The organism is Burkholderia seminalis (genome assembly GCF_001718535.1).
Classification (GTDB): Bacteria; Pseudomonadota; Gammaproteobacteria; order Burkholderiales; family Burkholderiaceae; genus Burkholderia; species Burkholderia seminalis.
In genome coordinates, this window is the sequence record NZ_CP013400.1 from 2,655,823 (window position 1) to 2,673,982 (window position 18,160).

An 18,160-nucleotide genomic window follows, 5' to 3' on the forward strand; every position below is an offset into this window, starting at 1 on the left:
CGTTCACCGCGCGGCGCCCTGCGCGCTGCGCTCAAGGCAGCTTCGCGACGCGCTCGACGAGCGTCGCGTAGAAGCGGTCCGCATCGACCTCGTTGATCCACGTTGCATTCGCCGCACGGCCGCTGCGCCCGTTCCAGTCGACGATCGTCTCGCCGAGCGTCCACTGCCCGGTCGTCTCGACCACCACGTTCACCTTGCGCCCGCCGAACAGCGTCGGATCGACGAGATAGCCGACGGCCGTCGGGTCGTACATCGGCGCCTCTTCGACGCCGCGCCGCTTCTTGTTGTATGCGAGCTCGGCATCCATGATGTCCGCGACGATCGCGCCGCAGCGGTTGCCGAGCGTGCGGAACGGCGCGACGCGCGCCGGCGTGATCGGCGCCTTCACCGCGACGTCGCGCGGCAGCACGACGATCGGCACGCCGCTGCCGAACACGACTTCGGCCGCCTGCGGATCGACGTAGATGTTGAACTCGGCGGCCGGCGTGATGTTGCCGCGCTCGAAAAACGCACCGCCCATCAGCACGATTTCGCGCAGCGCGCCGCGAATCCGCGGCGCCTCGACCAGCGCGGTCGCGAGGTTGGTCAGCGGGCCGAGCGCGCACAGCGTCACGCTGTTCGGCGCCGCGCGGCTCAGCGTATCGACGAGGTACGACACGGCGTGGCCGGCAGCAAGCGGCGCGCGCGGCTCGTGCAGTTCGACGCCTTCGAGCCCCGTCCTGCCGTGCACGTTCGCGGCCGTCACGAGATCGCGCACGAGCGGGCGCGGGCAGCCCGCATAGACCGGCAGCGTCTTCGTGCGGCCGGCCCAGTCACGGATGATCCGCGCGTTGCGTTCGGTCAGGTCGAGCGGCACGTTACCCGCGACGGCCGTCAGCGCTCGCACGTCGAGCCGGTCCTGCGCGCCCAGCGCGAGCAGGATCGCGATGGCGTCGTCCTGCCCCGGGTCGGTATCGATGATCACCGTGCGGCGCGCAGCGTCGCCGCCGGCCGCGAACGCGCCCGCCTCGGGCAGCAGCGCGGTGCCGGCCAGCGCGGCGGACAGTTTCAGGAAGGTGCGGCGGGATGCGATCGGATGTGTCATGGTCGGGCTCTCGAGAAAACGCCGGGCCGCCCCACGTTTTCCTGCCTCCGGGGGGCCAGGCGCGAGGCGGCAGGATTGGGGGCGCTCAAAATACGTGCCGGACGCCGAGCGTCGCCATCATCTGGCGCGTGCCGGTCGAGCGCGCGTACGCGAAGATCTGCGCGTGGTCCGCGTCGCCGGCCGCCTGCTGCGCGATCACCGTCAGCGCGACGTCGGTGCGTTTCGACAGGAAGTAGTCGGCCTGCAGGTTCACCTGATGCCATTTCGGACGCTTGTCGATCACGTCGTACTTGCCGTTCGTGAACGCGTACGCGGCGCCGAGGAAGAGCTGCGGCGTCATCGTGTAGACGACGTTCACCCCCAGGTTCTGCAGGTGCAGATGCGAATTGTCGAGGTAATCGTAGCGCACGTCGGTGAACATCGCGGCGAACTGCGCGCGGCCGATCGTGTAGAAACCGCCCGTGCCCGCGATCCGCTGCCGGCTGGCATACGCGGCCGGCGACATCGCGCTCTTGCTGAAGATCAGCAGCGGCGACGCATAGTCGTTCGCGATCGCGCCGTCCTGGTTCGTCGCGCTGTACGGATGGTTGTACTGCGCATAGACGGCGCTCCAGCGCAGCGCGCCCTGCTCGTAGCCGAGCCCGAAGCTGTACGCGCTGTTGTTCGCGAAGCCGGTCGCGTTGCTGAAGCCGTACAGCGCGGTGAATTTCAGGCCGTAGTAGACGGGACTCACGTACTTCACCGAGTTCTGCACGCGGATGTCGTTGTAGCCGTTGTCGTTGTCGCCGATGTTCACGCCGTTGCTCGCGATGATCACCGGCCCGATGTAGTCGTGGATCGCATCGTACTGGCGGCCGAACGTCAGCGAACCGTAGGTGCGGTCGGCGAGGCCGACATAGGCCATGCGCCCGAACTCGCGGCCGTTCTGCGCGGCCGTGCCCGTCATCACGTTGAAGCCGTTCTCGAGCTGAAAGACCGCGGACAGCCCCTGCCCCAGATCCTCCTTGCCCTTCAGCCCCCAGCGCGGGTTCTGGTTCGTGCCGGACAGCGCCTGCCAGGCGTTCTTGCCGCCCTGGTTGGTCGCGAACCCGACGCCGGCCGAGATGAGACCGTACAGCGTGATGCTGCTTTGCGCACCGGCATGGGTCGCGAAGGCGCCGAGCATCGCGAGCGGAGCGAGCTTGTAGAGAGTTTTCATGCGGGTCGTGTGGTCGGTGGTGGGCCAGGCGCGGCGGGGTTCCGCGAAACTGGACTCGACTATACGAACCCGGATCGGATAATAAAAGTTTGCTTTTCTTATGTATCAATAAAACGGATTTATTCTCATCCCTGCATTCCCTCCGCGTTCGGCGGCCGGCGATCAGTCCGCCGTGTCGCCGCCCTTCGGCACCTTCGACCATGCGTTGCGCCCCGGCATCGGCGCCCAGGCCGGGCGCGCCTTGCGCGCGCTGTCGATCACGACCAGATAACGACCCGCGATCGGCGTGATGTCGCGATCGCGCGGCAGCACCCACAGCGACTTGCCGGCTTCAACACGCGCCTGGTAATCGTCGTCGAGCAGGCCGTGGTGGTCGAAAAATGCGTTCAGCGACGCGGGAATCCGCACGCAGCCCTTCGAATGCCGGATGCCGAGCAGCGCTTCGAGGCGGTCGGGATCGGTCGCATGCATCTGGAAGCGCATCGGCGACACGCCGCCCTTGCCCCAGCCGCGTTCTCCGTCCACCCAGCCGAAGTCGTAGATGCGCATGTCGCGGCGGCCATAACCGCGAATGCCGTTCTCGTTCGTCGTGCCTTCGGCGCGGAAATCCATGTTGTCGGGCGAGTGATGGAACACGCCGAGCGGCGTCAGGAAATGGTCGTACTTGCCCGGCAGCCCCGTACCGACCGGCGAGGCGCCGATCATCAGCCACGCATTGGCCGGCGTGGCGCGGAAGTAGATGAACAGCGCCTGCACGTTCGGTGCGCGGTCGACCATCGCGACGTATTCGCCGGCGAGGTCGCCGAGGTCCGCGTCGACGAGCGCCTTCTGGAGCCGCTCGCCGTAGGCGCGCTGTTCGCTCGCGGGCACGTTCAATCGGCGGGTGACTTCCTGCGTGAAGCGCTTGCGCATGTCGACGGCGCGCGCCGTCGCGTTCTTCGCTTCCTCGGCCGATAGGGGCGGATGCCGCCGCGGCGGGGTCGGCGCGGGGGCTTCGGCCTCGCTGGCGGTGGTGGCGGATGCAGCCGATGCGGGTTCGGCTGTAGAAGCTGCGGAAGAAGCGCCGGAAGCGGCCGATGCCGCGCTGGCCGGCGCTGCATGATGCACGTGCGATGCCGCGGGGGCGGACGGCGCGGGCGATGTACCTGGCAACGCATGCACGGACGAGCCCGGGTGCGCATGAGAAGCCGTCGACGCGGGCGATGCCACTGATGAGGATGACGGAGCAACGGACGACGAAGCGTCGGATGCGGCGAAGGCAGGCAACCCGGCAAGAATGGAAACGGGCAGCACGACAGCGAGCGACGCATACGCGGCGACTGTGCGGGTACGACGGCGCGACTTCGAAATTCGCCGCGACAAGCTGGAAAGCATCATACGTTCGAAGCCATCGGCCGATCCGGCCGCCGCGTGGTGCTGTTGCGAGCGGCGCATCTTCCGCGCAAGCCATCGACACGTCTGGCGCATCATGCGCGCCCGGCGCCGACGCCTCTTCGCGGCGGAGCCGTTCGCTGATGCAACGCGTGCGGTCCGATGGCGGCTAATGAGTCGTCAGGCCCTTCATTTTACGCGCCGACGGAAGAATAGGCAGCGACGGAAGTCGTGGTTTGGCGGTGGATTTGCGCTTCGTCACGCTTTGTTTCAACTCGTTGCCGTTTGCGGCTTCGTTGCGTGTCACGCTTGGCGGTTCGTCGCGTTCGATATGAAACGACTCCCCGTCAAATCAATTTGCATGCCAAATCATCCCGGCGACGCGTTGTTCCCATTGAAACCATTTCGCACGCATGTCGCACAAACGACGCGACACGCGTGCGTACCTGCCGACTACTTCGAAATGGTTTCGAGCGCGATGCCCTTCGTGCGCGGGCCCATGAACCCGATCGCGATCATCACGATCACCATCGCGCCCGCGATGAACGCGAACACGCCGAACGTGCCGAAGCCTTTCAGCACGGCCGCGATCACGAACGACGAGAAGATCGCCGAGAAGCGGCTCCACGAATAGACGAAGCCGACTGCCCGTGCGCGGATCGACGTCGGGAACAGCTCGGCCTGGTATGCGTGGAAGCTGTACGACATGATGTTGCTCGCGAGCGTGAGGCCAATGCCGAGCACGATCAGGAACGCGCCCACCGTCGTCTGGCTGAACAGCAGCCCGCAGACGACGATCGCCGCCGCCATCGCGACGATCACCGACTTGCGCTCGAAGCGGTCGGCGATCACGAGGCCGATCAGCGGGCCGATCGGCGCCGCGAGCGCGATCACGCTCGAATACATCAGGCTCGACGTGATCGTGATGCCTTGCTTGATCAGCAGCGTCGGCACCCAGTTCGCGAAGCCGTAGAAGCCGACCGTCTGGAACACGTTGAAGATCGTCATCATGATCGTGCGGCTGCGATACGGCTGCACCCACATATCGCGGAAGCTGCCGCGCGGCGGCACGGGTTCGGCCGGCGCGGGCGGCGGCAGCGGCCGCCCGTATTCGGCTTCGACCTTCGCCTCGAGCGCGCGCATGATGCGGTCGGCTTCGTCGACGCGCCCCTGCTGCGCGAGCCAGCGCGGGCTTTCCGGCAACTCTCGGCGAATCCACCACACGAACAGCGCGCCGTGCGCGCCGATCAGCACGACCCAGCGCCAGCCGTCGAGGCCGAGCGGCGCATGCGGCACGAGCAGGTACGCGAGGAACGCGACCACCGGCACCGCGACGAAGCCGACCGCCTGCTCGCACGCGAACGCGCGGCCGCGGATCTGCTTCGGCACGAGTTCGGAGATGTACGTGCCGATCGTCACCATCTCGACGCCGAGGCCGAGACCGACGACGAAGCGCCAGAAGTTCAGCCCGGCCGCGGTGTCCTGGAACGCCATCACGACGTTGGCGGCCGTGTACCACAGCAACGACCACGTGAAGATCGCGCGGCGGCCGAAGCGGTCGGCGAGGAAGCCGCATGCGATCGTGCCGATGAACAACCCGGAGAACAGCGCGGCGATGAAGCTCGCGACGCCCGTGGTGCCGAACAGGCCGTGCGTCGTCGCCGACAGGATGCCGCTTTTCACAAGGCCCGGTGCGACGTAGCCGCTGTACAGCAGGTCGTAGAGCTCGAAGAAGAAGCCGAGGCTCAGCAGCACGACGAGCTTCCAGACGCTGCGGGTCGGCGGCAGGCGGTCGAGGCGCGCCGAGATGGAGCCGGGGTCGATCGCCGCAGGGCGGGCGGCGCCTGCTGCCGTGAGCGGGTCGGGCTGGGTGGATGCCATGGTGGCGAGTCTCCGGATTCTTGATTGTCGTTGGCGCCAGCAGAGGGGATCTGGCGAGCGGCTTCGCGCATTTTAGCGAGGCGGGGGGCTGAGCACATCAATCAATTGACGCACGGGCGCATCGGCCGCATTGGAACAGATGTAGCGAGCCGGTTCGTTATAGCTGGCTGACCGGGCACAACGTCGAACAAGATTCCCTATCGTCCAATCGACGTTGCCAGAAGCGGCCGCGCCGTGAGGCGCATGGGCGCCAGTACGGGCGGAAATGGAATCACGCCGATCAGGTTGATCGCGAGTCCGAGATAGTCGAGCAGTTCGCCGCCTCGCTTGTGGACGATCGACGATGTCGGTGAGCGCATCGGCCAGCGCCATCAGGTTGTTGAGCACCGGAATCATGCTCGCGACCGTTTTCAATCGATCGACGTCCACGTAGCCATGCGTCACGCTGATCAGCCACGCGTTGAAACCTTCACCGGATGCGACGACGTCGTCCGGATGAACATCGGTCAGCCATGCTCTCAGGATTTCTTTTCGTTGTTCGTTTTTCGCCGCGCGGCAGGCGGCCTCCCCCTTCTCATGTCCCGGACGCCTGCCCGCGACCCGCGGCATTTTACCGACGATGAAGCGACAGAGAAATGAAAGCTCAGCATCGGCAGCGTATGCCGCCATGACTCGCGCCCCAATTAGCACGAACCGCCGTCGGGCCAACTTCATGTAAATTTCGTAACCATCTGTCCGGCCGCCTGCCGCGGCTGAACGGCAACATCGCGCGGTTTCGGACGCGATTCGGTCGGCACACCCTTAACAAGACAGGGGCGAGCAGGATTTCCCGCGGTCGGCCCCTCCTGCCCGGCGCCGAAACGTCGCCCATGCGGATTCGGAAATCGATGGCCCGCGCCCCGGTAACATGCAGTCGGGCCAACCACCGGCTTCCGGCTGCTTTTCGGCACCCGGCATCGTCGGCAAATCGTAAGCATTCCATGTCCATACAACGACTATCCACGTACGCCTGTCGAATCGCGCTGATCGCGCTGCTGCAGTTCGCGGCGGTCGCGACCGCGTCGGCATTTCCGTCGGCCGCTTCGGCCCCCGGCGCAAGCGGCGTCGGCGCCCCCGTCCCGGCCATCTCGCTGAACGACGCCATCGCGCAGCTCAAGCAGATGCAGGTCGAACTGGACCGCATCAAGCAGCAGACCTCGACGACGTCCAACAGCAAGGAACTGGACGCGCTCGACGACTCGGCCCAGGAACTGAGCACCGATATCGCGAAACTGCAAAGCGATCTCACGCCGCAACGCGCGCAGATCCAGGCGCAACTCGACGTGCTCGGGCCGCCGCCCGCCGAAGGCGCCGCACCGGAAACGGCAGCCGTCGCGAAACAACGGGCCACGCTCGACGCACGCAAGACGCAGATCGATGCGGCGCTGAAGCAGGCGGCCGACCAGAAGGCCAGCCTCACGAACCTGACCGAGCAGTTCGCGAAACTGCATCGCAGCCTGCTGAAGAACCAGCTCGCGTTCCGTTCGGGCAGCATCTTCAGCGCGCAGTTCTGGCTGCCGCTGTTCCACCTTTCGCCGGACGATCGCCAGCGGCTCCAGGATTTCGACGACGAGCTGCTCGACATGCTGCATTCGTCATGGGTACCCGGGCAGCGGGCGCTCACGACGGTGCTGCTGATCGCCTCGTTCGCGGCGTGGCTCGGCGGCCGCCGGCTCATCGAGCGCGGGCTCGCGTGGATCGCGCTGAACCGTCTGCCGCCCACGCGCCTGCGCCGCAGCGCGCTGGCGCTGTCGACCGTGCTGTCGACGTTCCTGGCCACGGCCATCGCCGTTCAGATCCTCTACCTCGCCGTCGCGCGCCGCTACGAGCTCACGCCGTCGCTGACCGATCTGTGGGACCAGTTCGCGAAGCTCGCCGCAACCTGCGCGCTGATCGCCGGACTCGGCCGCGCCCTGCTCTGTACGAAGCATCCGTCGTGGCGACTGCCCGCGCTCGCCGATCCCGTCGCGCTCGCGATGAAACCGTTCCCCAGCATCCTGGCCGCGCTGCTGCTGGTGTCCGGCACGCTCGAATCGATCAACCGGATCGTCGACACGAGCCTGTCGGTCACGCTGTTCGGCCGCGGCATCGTCTCGCTCGTCGTGGCGCTGACGGTCGGCGCGTCGCTGTTGCGCGCGAACCGCGCACGCAGCGCGCTCGCGGCGGCCGGCGAAGCGCCCGAGCAGCGCTCGACGCTCGCGGGGCTGATCCATGCGGGCGTCACGCTGGCGATCGTCGTATCATTGATCGCACTCCTGATCGGCTACATCACGGTCGCGCGCTTCATCACGTACGAACTCGTGTGGTTCGAGATCGTGCTGTGCGCGACCTACATCCTGATCCAGCTGACGCGCGATGCGAGCGAAAGCCTGTTCTCGTCGGGCCTGTCGACGGGCCAGCAGATCAAGCACCTGTTCGCGCTCGAGGACCGCCACCTCGATCAGGCGCGCACGGTCCTGTCCGGCTTCGGCACGAGCCTGCTGATGCTGATCGCGGCCATCGCGCTGGTGACGGGCGGCTTCGGCACGACGCCGGGCGACCTGCTCGACAGCGCGGTCGCGATGATCGGCAGCCAGCGGCTGCAGAGCCTGAACATCATGCCCGACCGGATCCTGAACGCCGTGATCGGGTTCGCGATCGGCTTCTACCTGCTGCGCTCGCTGCGCCGCTGGCTCGACAGCGAGTTCATGCCCGCGCTCGGCATGGATACGGGCATGCGCGTGTCGCTGATCACGCTGTTCACCAACGTCGGCTACGTGCTGCTCGTGCTGATGACGCTCGGGCTGCTCGGCGTGCGGTGGAGCAACCTCGCGTGGATCGTCAGCGCGTTGTCGGTGGGGATCGGCTTCGGCCTGCAGGAGATCGTGAAGAACTTCGTGTCGGGGCTGATCCTGCTGACCGAACGCCCCGTCAAGGTGGGCGACATGGTCAGCATCGCGGGCGTCGAAGGCGACATCCGCCGCATCAACGTGCGCGCGACCGAGATCCAGCTCAGCGACCGCTCGACCGTGATCGTGCCGAACTCGCAACTGATCTCGCAGAACGTGCGCAACGTGACGATGGGCAACAGCACGCAGGGCGTCGCGACGCTGGTGCTGACGTTCCCGCTGAACACCGATCCCGAGCAGGTGCGCGACCTGCTGCTCGACGCGTATCGCGAGCATCAGGCGATTCTCGAGAAGCCTGCGCCGTCGGTGACGTTCAGCCAGCTCACGCCGGACGGGATCACGCTGAGCGTGACGGGCTACGTGTCGAGCCCGCGGATCGCGAGTTCGACGAAGAGCGATCTGCTGTTCGAGATCCTGAAGCAGCTGCGCGCGGCGGGGATCACGCTGTCGAGCCCGCAGATGCTGGTCGTGCAGAACATGCCGGCGGCGGAGCAGTGAGCATCGCCTGAGCGGGCTTGTCATCGACGATGGCGCCGCCCGCGCCGAAACACGAAGGGCCGGTCACCGCATCCGCGGCAACCGGCCCTTCTCACTCATACATGGTGCCCCATTCGGGCAACCGACATCAAACGTCGAACTTCACGCCCTGCGCCAGCGGCAATTGCCGGCTGTAATTGATCGTATTCGTCGCGCGGCGCATATAAGCCTTCCATGCATCCGAACCCGACTCGCGCCCGCCGCCCGTTTCCTTCTCGCCGCCGAACGCGCCGCCGATTTCCGCGCCGCTCGTGCCGATGTTCACGTTGACGATCCCGCAATCGCTGCCCGCCGCCGACATGAACTGCTCGGCCTCGCGCATGTCGTTCGTGAAGATCGCCGACGACAGCCCTTGCGGCACCGCGTTGTGCAGTTCGATCGCATCGTCGAAGTTGTCGTAGATCATCACGTACAGGATCGGCGCGAACGTTTCGCGCTCGACCACCGCCGACTGCTTCGGCATCCGCACGATTGCCGGACGCACGTAGTACGCATCCGCATGACCAACGTCGACGCGCTCGCCGCCCTTCACTTCGCCACCCTGCTCGCGTGCATCGGCCAGCGCCTTCTGCATCGCGTCGAACGACGCACGATCGACCAGCGGGCCGACCAGCGTGCCTTCTTCCAGCGGGTTGCCGACCTTCACCGACGTGTAGGCCTTCTCGATGCGCGGCAGCAGTTGCTCGACCAGGCTGCGATGCACGATCAGGCGGCGCAGCGTCGTGCAGCGCTGGCCGGCCGTGCCGACCGCCGCGAACGTGACCGCGCGCACGACGAGATCGAGATCCGCGCTCGGCGCGACGATCATCCCGTTGTTGCCGCCGAGTTCGAGGATGCCGCGCGCGAGACGCTGGCTCAGCACCTTCGCGACTTCCTGGCCCATCCGCACGCTGCCCGTCGCGCTGACGACCGGCACCTTCTTCGACGCCGTCAGCACCTCGCCGACATCGCGCATGCCGAGCACCAGCTGGCTCAGTTCCGCCGGCGCGACGCCCGGATGAGTCTTCTCGAACTCGCGGATCGCCTTCTGGAGCAGCACGTGGCACGCGATCGCGGTGAGCGGCGTCTTTTCCGACGGCTTCCACACGACCGAATCGCCGCACACGAACGCGAGCGCCGCATTCCATGCCCACACGGCAACCGGGAAGTTGAACGCCGAGATCACGCCGCACACGCCGATCGGGTGCCACGTTTCCATCATCCGGTGGCCCGGGCGCTCGGATGCGATCGTCAGGCCGTAGAGCTGGCGCGACAGACCGACCGCGAAATCGCAGATGTCGATCATTTCCTGCACTTCGCCGAGGCCTTCCGACGTGATCTTGCCGGCCTCGAGCGTGACGAGACGGCCCAGTTCGGCCTTGTGCTCGCGCAGGACATTGCCGAACACGCGCACGAGTTCGCCGCGCACCGGCGCCGGCACCGTGCGCCACTTGAGGAATGCGTCGTGCGCGGCATCGATCTTGCGCTCCGCGTCGGCCGGCGTGTCGACAGCCAGCGTCGCGAGCGTCGCGCCGTCGAGCGGCGAGCGCGCGGTCAGCGCATTGCCTTTCCACTGGGCGAGATCGATATCGAGCGCGGCAAGAATGTCGTTGAATTGCATCACTTCCTCTTCAGGGACAGATTGATCGGTGCGGCGGCAGCGCCGCCCGCGTGATTCGATTGGAGCGCGTTCGCGCGCCCTGTGCAAGCGGATGCGCCGCGTGGCCGGCCCGGTGCGCCGCGTACGGCGCATCGCGCCGCGCCGCCGCCGGAAGCCCGGCCGGACGGCGCGCCCCAGCCTCGCGAGGCACGATCCATGAAACACATTGTCGGCGGCCACAAGTCGGGCCGCTATTGATATTAACTCACGACTTCATTCCCAAAACGCAACAACCTGGCAGGAAGAACGCGTGCGCTCCCGTCCCGATACGAGACTTTTCCAAGGCTCGTGACCGGGCCACGGGACGCGTCCCGACGTGGCGCGAGTTGATGACAAAGCTGCATCACCCTGTTCGGAAATATCGTTTGCCGCCCGTACATCGGGCACCCACAATCGGGGCGGCGTCGAGGTGCCATGCACCCGGCGCGCCGCCGGCCGCCATGACAAGCGGCCGGACGCCCGACGAAGGCGACACGCCCCGCGGCCCGGCTCATCGGGCCCCCGGCGGCCCGTTTCGCACCGCATCACCGCTGCCCCGGCCCGCGTCCGGCAACGCGTCGCGCTTCGTCACCGAAAAAACAATCCCGGAGACAGCGCCCAGCGCCCGCCATGCATTCAGACGCCCGCCCCGATTCGCCCCGTCCGTCCGGCTCGCCGCCCGCGAAGCCGTCCCTTCACCGTGCGCTGCAGGCCCGTCATCTGCGGATGATCGCGATCGGCGGCTCGATCGGCACGGGCCTGTTCGTCGCATCCGGCGCGTCGATCTCGCAGGCCGGCCCCGGCGGCGCGATGATCGCGTACATGGTGATCGGCCTGATGGTCTATTTCCTGATGACGAGCCTCGGCGAAATGGCCGCGTTCATGCCGGTGTCGGGCTCGTTCGCGACCTACGGCGCGAAATTCGTCGACGAAGGCTTCGGCTTCGCGCTCGGCTGGAACTACTGGTACAGCTGGGCCGTGACACTGGCGGTGGAACTCGTCGCCGCGCAGCTCGTGATGCACTACTGGTTCCCGCATGTGCCGGGCGTCTGGTGGAGCGCGCTGTTCCTCACGCTGATCTTCGCGCTCAACGCGTTGTCGGTGCGCGGTTTCGGGGAAGCCGAATACTGGTTCGCGCTGATCAAGGTGCTGACGGTGCTCGCGTTCGTCGGCGTCGGCCTGCTGATGATCTTCGGGATCATGCAGGGCGGCCCGAGCGCCGGCTGGAGCAACTTCACGATCGGCGACGCGCCGTTCGCCGGCGGCTGGGCAACGATGCTCGGCGTCGCGATGATCGCGGGCTTCTCGTTCCAGGGCACCGAAATGATCGGCGTCGCGGCCGGTGAATCGGAGAACCCGCGCACGACGATCCCGCGCGCGGTGAGCCAGATCTTCTGGCGCATCCTGCTGTTCTACGTGCTCGCGATCTTCGTGATCGGCGTGCTGATTCCCTACACCGACCCGAGCCTGCTGAAGAGCGACGTGACCGACATCGGCGTAAGCCCGTTTACGCTCGTATTCCGCCACGCGGGCCTCGCGTTCGCGGCCGGCGTGATGAACGCGGTGATCCTGACGGCCGTGCTGTCGGCCGGCAACTCGGGCATGTACGCGTCGACGCGGATGCTCTACACCCTCGCGACCGAAGGCCGTGCGCCGAAGATCTTCGCGAAGCTGTCGCGGGGCGGCGTGCCGCGCAATGCACTGTATGCGACGACGGCCGTCGGCGCGCTGTGCTTTCTCACGTCGCTGTACGGCGACAAGACCGTGTATCTGTGGCTGCTGAACACGTCGGGCATGGCCGGCTTCATCACGTGGCTCGGCATCGCGGTCAGCCACTACCGGTTCCGCAAGGGTTTCCTGAAGCAGGGCTACCGGCTCGATCAGCTGCCGTACCGGTCGAAGTGGTTCCCGTTCGGCCCGCTGTTCGCGTTCGCGCTGTGCGCGGTCGTCGCGCTCGGCCAGGACTACCAGGCGTTCCTCTCCGACAAGATCGACTGGGCCGGCGTCGCCGCGACCTACATCGGCCTGCCGTTCTTCGTCGCGATCTGGCTCGGCTACGCGCTGGTGCGCAAGTGCCGCCTCGTACGCTACGAAGACATGGAGATCGCGCCGTGGATCGAACGCAACGCCACGCCAGAAGCGGCCCCGCAGGCCGACATCGGCTACGCGGGCTACGTCGCGCGCCCGGCCAACCCGACGCCGGGCGCCTGAAGCCTGAAGCCTGACGTCACGCATTGCGCCGGCTGCCGCCCGAACGCGGTGGCCGGCGCCCTGACAAGCGCCATTCGACGCGGCGCACGCGTTCAGGCAAGATCGACGCGCGCCGTCCGTTTTCCCGTCGTCACGAATCAACGAAATCGCATGCAGAACTTCTACGAAGCCACCGTTACCCGCCAGCCCTACCCGCAACTGACCGGCACGATCGACACGCAGGTCTGCATCGTCGGCGGCGGCCTCGCCGGCCTGTGCACGGCGCTCGGCCTCGTCGAGCGCGGCGTGCGCGACGTCGTCGTGCTCGACGGCGAACGGGTCGGCTTCGGTGCGTCGGGCCGCAACGGCGGCTTCGTGTTCGGCGGCTACAGCCTCGACAATGCCGACCTGCTGCGCACGCTCGGCCGCGACGAAGGGCGCCGGCTGTACCGGCTCACCGTCGATGCGGTCGACCTGATCCGCGCGCGGATCGCCCGCTACGGGATCGACTGCGACATCGTCGACCAGGGCGTGATGCTCGCGAACTGGTTCGACGATCCGTCGCGGCTCGACGGCGTGCGCACGCTGATGAAGCAGGAACTCGGCGTCGACTGGGCACCCGTCCCGACCGGCGCGCTGCGCGAGCGGTTGAAGACGCAGCGCTATTACGGCGGCCTGTTCGAGCCGAACGCCTTCCACTTCCATCCGCTCAAGTACGTGCTCGGCGTCGCGGCGGCCGCCTCGCGCGGCGGTGCCCGCGTGTACGAACGCTCGGCCGCGCTCGGCATCGCGCGCGAAGGCGCCGGGTACGTCGTGCGCACGGCGCAGGGCGCGGTGCGCGCGAAAGACGTCGTGTTCGCCGGCGGCGGTTACGCGCGCGGCGTGTCGCCGCGCATCGAGCGCGCGGTGCTGCCGATCGCGACCTACGTGATCGCGACCGAGCCGCTCGGCACGCGGCTGCCCGACGCGATCGACGCGCCGTACGCGATCTACGACACGCGTTTCGCGTTCGACTACTACCGGCCGCTGAAGGACACGCGCATCCTGTGGGGCGGCCGGATCTCGGTGCTCGACCGCGGCCCCGATGCGATCGCGCGCCTGCTGCGGCGCGACCTGCTGCGCGTGTATCCGCAACTGGAAGGCGTGAAGGTCGACTACGCGTGGGGCGGGCTGATGAGCTACGCCCGGCACAAGATGCCGCAGATCGGCCGCGACGCGGACGGCGTATGGCACGCGATCGCGTTTGGCGGCCACGGCATGGCGCCGACCACGGTGGCCGGCGAAACGCTCGCCGCCGCGCTGGCCGAAGGCCGGCCGGTGCCGGACGGCTTCGCCGCGTTCGGGCTCACGCGTACGTTCGGGCTGGCCGGCCTCGCCGCCGCGCAGCTCACGTACACCGCCTACCAGGCCCGCGACGCGCTCGCATCCTGCCGCCGCCGAGCGGGCGCGGCGGCCGAAACGGCCCCGCCGGACGGCCTGGCCGATTAGAGCGGAAGGTCGGCCGGGCGGGCATTTCCCACATGCTAGAATGCCTTTTCCTAGCCGCCGCGAACCCAAAACAAAGTCACATGAAAGCAGGAAGCAAGGCCGCCACGTCCGACACCCGAGCGCTTGCGTCCGAAGCGCGGCGCAAATACGATCCCGAGCAAACCAAGCGCAACATTCTCGACGTCGCCACGCAGGAATTCTCCGCGATGGGCCTCGCCGGTGCGCGCGTCGACGCGATCGCCGAGCGCACGAACACGACGAAGCGCATGCTCTATTACTACTTCGAAAGCAAGGAAGGCCTGTACGAGGCCGTGCTGGAGAAGGTGTACGGCGACATCCGCGCGCTCGAGCAGGAACTGCACGTCGGCGACATGGAGCCGCGCGAAGGCATGCGCCGCCTCGTCGAATTCACGTTCGACTATCACGACAAGCATCGCGACTTCGTCCGCCTCGTGTCGATCGAGAACATCCACGGCGCGAAGTATCTCGAACAGCTGAAGTCGTTCAAGAACCGCAACGTCAGCATCATCAAGACGCTCGAGGAACTGGTCGAGCGCGGTGCGGCCAGCGGCGCGTTCCGCAAGGACATCGATGCATTCGACCTGCACCTGCTGATCAGCTCGTTCTGCTTCCACCGCGTGTCGAACCGCTACACGTTCGGCGCCGCGTTCGGCCGCGATCCGTCGGCGCCGCGCCTGCGCACGCGGCATCGCGACACGATCGCCGACGCCGTGCTGCGCTACGTCGCCGCGTAAGCGGCGGCGGCCGGCCGGGGCACGCACCTGCCGTGCCCTTCGCACTTCGGTGCGTCAGTTGGTCGGCGCGGTCGACGCCAGTGCGATCCGCGCCTTTTCTTCCGGGCTTCCCTGCACGTAATACTTCCTCGCCCAGCGCGAATCGGGCGCGAGCGCGAGCCGCGCATGCGCGCCCGTCCCCGCGTCCGGGCCGTGCCGCTGCGCATCGATCGCCAGCGCCCGCGCGCGATAGTGCTCGTAAAGCCGCAGGAATTCCGCGAGATAGATCGCCGCGACCCGCGTGTCGCGGATCTCGAGCAAGTTCTCGTCGTTGTACTGCTCGGAATTGCGGCTCATGTTCGCCGAGCCCGTGTACACGACCGGATTCGCGCCTTCCGCATCGATCACGATGAACTTGTGATGAATCACGACGGGCGGAAAGGCCGGCGCCGGCTCGCCCGGAAAGAGCCGCAGTTCCGGCGTGAAGCCTGGCGGCACGGTGGCCGGCGAGAAATACGCGGCATCGATCACGTCGCGGTTGTCGCGACTGCGATGGTACAACTCGAGGTTCGCGAGCGTGGCCGCATCGAGCGTCTGGCCTGCCTGCCGCGCGGTATCGGCCTTCGTCGCGCTGCCGACGCTGATCCGGTTCACCAGCCCGAACATCATCAGCCCGCGGTCGCCGGCCGCGAAACAGGCATCGCGCAGCGCCGCGTCGGTCGGCATGAACAGGCAGAACGACACCGAATGCTTCGCGGCCGCGATCGCGGCGACGATCGTGTCGATCTCCGTACGCTGCCCCGCCGGCTCCGGCGAAAACGCGACGCGCACCTGCGCGCTGCCGATCGTCATCGGCGCCGACCAGCCCGACGTCAGCTTCGCCGTCTCGGCAATCGAAGGATTGCTCGCGAGCGCATGCGCGCGGTCGTTGTACAGCGCGGCGAGCACGGACGAGTCGAATGCGTGCAGCACGTTGGCCTGCTCGGTCAGCCCCTCGGTCGTGAAGTTCGCGGAACCGGTCAGCACGCGCGCGGGCGCGGGGTTCGACGGCGCGTCGGTCACGATGAACTTGTCGTGCATGATGTGCGTCCTGTCGCGCGGCGCGAGCGTCGCGAGGCCCTGCAGCGCGTCGACGGCCGGCTGGTTCGGTGACGGCAGCGGCGGCTTGCCCTTGCGCGCCGTCGCGTGCGCGTCGTAGACGATCGCGAGCGACGCTTCGCCGTGCTTGCGGCCGAACGCTTCGAATGCGGGCAGCGCCCACAGCGTGTCGGTCAGGTGATAGACGGCCGACGCCGCGCGCGACGCCGGGTCGAGCATCTCCGCGAACACCTGCTCCATGTCGTTCGCGAGCCACGTGCGCAACTTCAGCGCCTGTGCGTCGCTCGGCGCCTCGTTCGGCGCGAGACCCAGCGCCGCGACCTGCCTGGCAAACGCCTGCGAGCTGACCACCGCGCGGTTGAACCACGTGCCGATGCCGTCCTCGATGTGCGCGGGCAGCACGACGTCGCACACGCCGGCCTCCGCGTCGAGCACCTGCAGGTTCGCCGGCGTGCCGACGACCGGATAGACGTCGTAGCGGAACGATGCATCGCGGTCCTGAGGATCGATGCGCGCATCCCACCACATGAATTTCTGGATCGGCGCCTGATCGGTCGGCGCATCGCCCTGCGTGTCGGCGGCCGGGCCGTCGAACGTCAGGCGGTTCGGCAACCAGCTGTCCGGCGCACGCGTCTTGCCGTCGGCCGACCAGAAGCCCGGCGTGCGCCGGATCGCGAAGCCGAGGAAATCGGGCCGCGCCGCCGCATCGGGCCAGTCGAAGGCCAGCAGGACCAGGGTGGGGGAAAGATAGCTGCGCACGCTGACGGTCATTCATTGCTCCCTGGCCTGACGGCCGGTCGAGGTGAATGGGTCAGTGTCGGCGGCGGGTCTTCCCGTGGAATGACGCTTCGATGAACCTTGTATGTCGGACGCGCGTCAGTCGCACACGAGCAGTTCGATCCCGCGCGCGGTCAGCGCACGGCGCACGGCCTTGTCGGGCGCGCGCTCGGTCACGAGATAGCGGGCGGCGGCCGTGCCGTTGATGCGCACCGGCGTCACGCGGCCGAATTTCGAATGGTCGGCGACGATGATCGCCGTGCCGGCCGCCGCGATCATCCGGCTGCGCACCTCGGCCGCGAGCCGCGAGTAGTCGGTACATTCGCCGTCGGGCGTGATGCCGCCGGCGCCGACGAACGCGAAATCGACGTGGTATTGCGCGAGCTGGTGGATCGTGTCGAGCCCGAAGGTCGCATCCTCGTCGTCGGACAGCTCGCCGCCGAGCAGCGTCACGCGGTTGCCGTTGCGCCGCGCGAGCACGAACGCGGTACGCCAGTCGTTCGTGTAGATCGACAGCCGGTGCCGGTCGGTGAGCGCGAGCGCGACCGCATGCGGCGTGCTGCCCGAATCGATCAGCACCGATGCATCGTCGGGCACGAATTCGGCCGCGCGCCGCCCGATCGTGCGCTTCGCTTCGGCATTCGCGGCTTCGCGCTCGGACAGGCTCGGCTCGCGGCGATCGGCGGCCAGCGCGCCGCCGTGCGTCATCACGAGCAGGCCGCGCGCGGCCAGCGCATTCAGGTCGCGCCTTACCGTCTCGCGCGACACGTCGAGCGAACGGACGAGTTCCGCGACCGACAACGCGCCCGACCGTCCGAGCTCCGACAGGATGTATTGATGACGTTGTTCCGCCAGCATCGCGTGTGCGCCCGAGGCGACTGTAATGGGTGAGCCGGCCATTGTATTACGGCCGTTTGACCGGCATTTGACGGCGGCGGGAAACGGGGCCGGCCGCGTTTCCCGAAAGCGAAATTCTGTATTGCCTCATGCGCGCGAATCGGCGCGACGCCGGTTGCTACACTCTGCGTTTCGCCGAATGACGGATCAAGCAAAGGGGCTCGCGCCATGTATCGCAAAGGCAGTGTGATCGAAATCCAGTTTCCGCCCGAACGCCTCAACGACGCGGCCGGCGATCCGTACTGGATCGACCTGACGCTCGACGAGGCACGCCGGCTCTATGAACAGCTCGCCGCGCGCTTCGCGACGGATGCGCGCGCCAACCAGCCGCTCGACACGTTCTCGATCGACTGATCCGGC

At 67.4% G+C, this 18,160-nt stretch carries 13 protein-coding genes; 5 read left to right on the forward strand and 8 right to left on the reverse strand.

Features of this window, described 5'->3' with window-relative positions; genetic code table 11:
* Positions 1-31 precede the first annotated feature (31 nt).
* The 5 genes from WJ12_RS32360 to WJ12_RS36995 all read right to left on the reverse strand — a co-directional run bounded on the left by WJ12_RS32360 (position 32) and on the right by WJ12_RS36995 (position 6,248).
* Complete coding sequence (locus tag WJ12_RS32360; RefSeq protein ID WP_059557441.1) at positions 32-1,084, reverse strand: nucleoside hydrolase; 1,053 nt, start codon at positions 1,082-1,084, stop codon at positions 32-34.
* Positions 1,085-1,169: 85 nt separating this feature from the next.
* Complete coding sequence (locus WJ12_RS32365) at positions 1,170-2,282, reverse strand: porin (RefSeq protein ID WP_034190605.1); 1,113 nt, start codon at positions 2,280-2,282, stop codon at positions 1,170-1,172.
* A 162-nt stretch (positions 2,283-2,444) separates the two neighbouring features.
* The gene (locus tag WJ12_RS32370) at positions 2,445-3,749 is read right to left on the reverse strand and encodes a hypothetical protein (RefSeq protein ID WP_059557483.1); all 1,305 of its coding nucleotides are present in this window, start codon (positions 3,747-3,749) and stop codon (positions 2,445-2,447) included.
* 357 nt (positions 3,750-4,106) lie between these two features.
* Complete coding sequence (locus tag WJ12_RS32375; protein ID WP_059557439.1) at positions 4,107-5,534, reverse strand: MFS transporter; 1,428 nt, start codon at positions 5,532-5,534, stop codon at positions 4,107-4,109.
* A gap of 72 nt (positions 5,535-5,606) precedes the next feature.
* Positions 5,607-6,248, reverse strand: a complete 642-nt coding sequence (locus WJ12_RS36995; protein ID WP_226104066.1) for a hypothetical protein — start codon at positions 6,246-6,248, stop codon at positions 5,607-5,609.
* A 266-nt stretch (positions 6,249-6,514) separates the two neighbouring features.
* Here WJ12_RS36995 and WJ12_RS32385 point away from each other — a divergent pair, with 266 nt between their 5' ends.
* Positions 6,515-8,959, forward strand: a complete 2,445-nt coding sequence (locus WJ12_RS32385) for a DUF3772 domain-containing protein (RefSeq protein WP_049033790.1) — start codon at positions 6,515-6,517, stop codon at positions 8,957-8,959.
* 127 nt (positions 8,960-9,086) lie between these two features.
* Here the strand turns inward: WJ12_RS32385 and amaB are convergent, their stop codons facing one another.
* Positions 9,087-10,598: an L-piperidine-6-carboxylate dehydrogenase gene (gene amaB / locus WJ12_RS32390; protein ID WP_049033787.1), complete on the reverse strand. Its 1,512-nt coding sequence runs from the start codon at positions 10,596-10,598 to the stop codon at positions 9,087-9,089.
* A gap of 648 nt (positions 10,599-11,246) precedes the next feature.
* On the opposite strand from amaB, the gene WJ12_RS32395 reads away from it, so the two are divergent.
* From WJ12_RS32395 to WJ12_RS32405, 3 genes are all read left to right on the forward strand, one after another.
* On the forward strand, positions 11,247-12,827 hold the full coding sequence (locus WJ12_RS32395) for an amino acid permease (RefSeq protein ID WP_059557436.1): 1,581 nt from the start codon (positions 11,247-11,249) through the stop codon (positions 12,825-12,827).
* Positions 12,828-12,977: 150 nt separating this feature from the next.
* On the forward strand, positions 12,978-14,294 hold the full coding sequence (locus tag WJ12_RS32400) for an NAD(P)/FAD-dependent oxidoreductase (protein WP_049033381.1): 1,317 nt from the start codon (positions 12,978-12,980) through the stop codon (positions 14,292-14,294).
* Positions 14,295-14,374: 80 nt separating this feature from the next.
* A complete protein-coding gene (locus tag WJ12_RS32405; protein WP_034190612.1) occupies positions 14,375-15,049 on the forward strand; it encodes a TetR/AcrR family transcriptional regulator in 675 nt (224 codons plus the stop codon).
* Between the two features lie 54 nt (positions 15,050-15,103).
* Here the strand turns inward: WJ12_RS32405 and WJ12_RS32410 are convergent, their stop codons facing one another.
* Both WJ12_RS32410 and WJ12_RS32415 read right to left on the reverse strand, forming a co-directional pair.
* A complete protein-coding gene (locus WJ12_RS32410) occupies positions 15,104-16,897 on the reverse strand; it encodes a phospholipase D-like domain-containing protein (RefSeq protein WP_059557435.1) in 1,794 nt (597 codons plus the stop codon).
* A 105-nt stretch (positions 16,898-17,002) separates the two neighbouring features.
* A complete protein-coding gene (locus WJ12_RS32415; protein WP_034190614.1) occupies positions 17,003-17,761 on the reverse strand; it encodes a DeoR/GlpR family DNA-binding transcription regulator in 759 nt (252 codons plus the stop codon).
* A 207-nt stretch (positions 17,762-17,968) separates the two neighbouring features.
* Here WJ12_RS32415 and WJ12_RS32420 point away from each other — a divergent pair, with 207 nt between their 5' ends.
* Positions 17,969-18,154, forward strand: a complete 186-nt coding sequence (locus WJ12_RS32420) for a hypothetical protein (protein ID WP_006480515.1) — start codon at positions 17,969-17,971, stop codon at positions 18,152-18,154.
* Positions 18,155-18,160 lie beyond the last annotated feature (6 nt).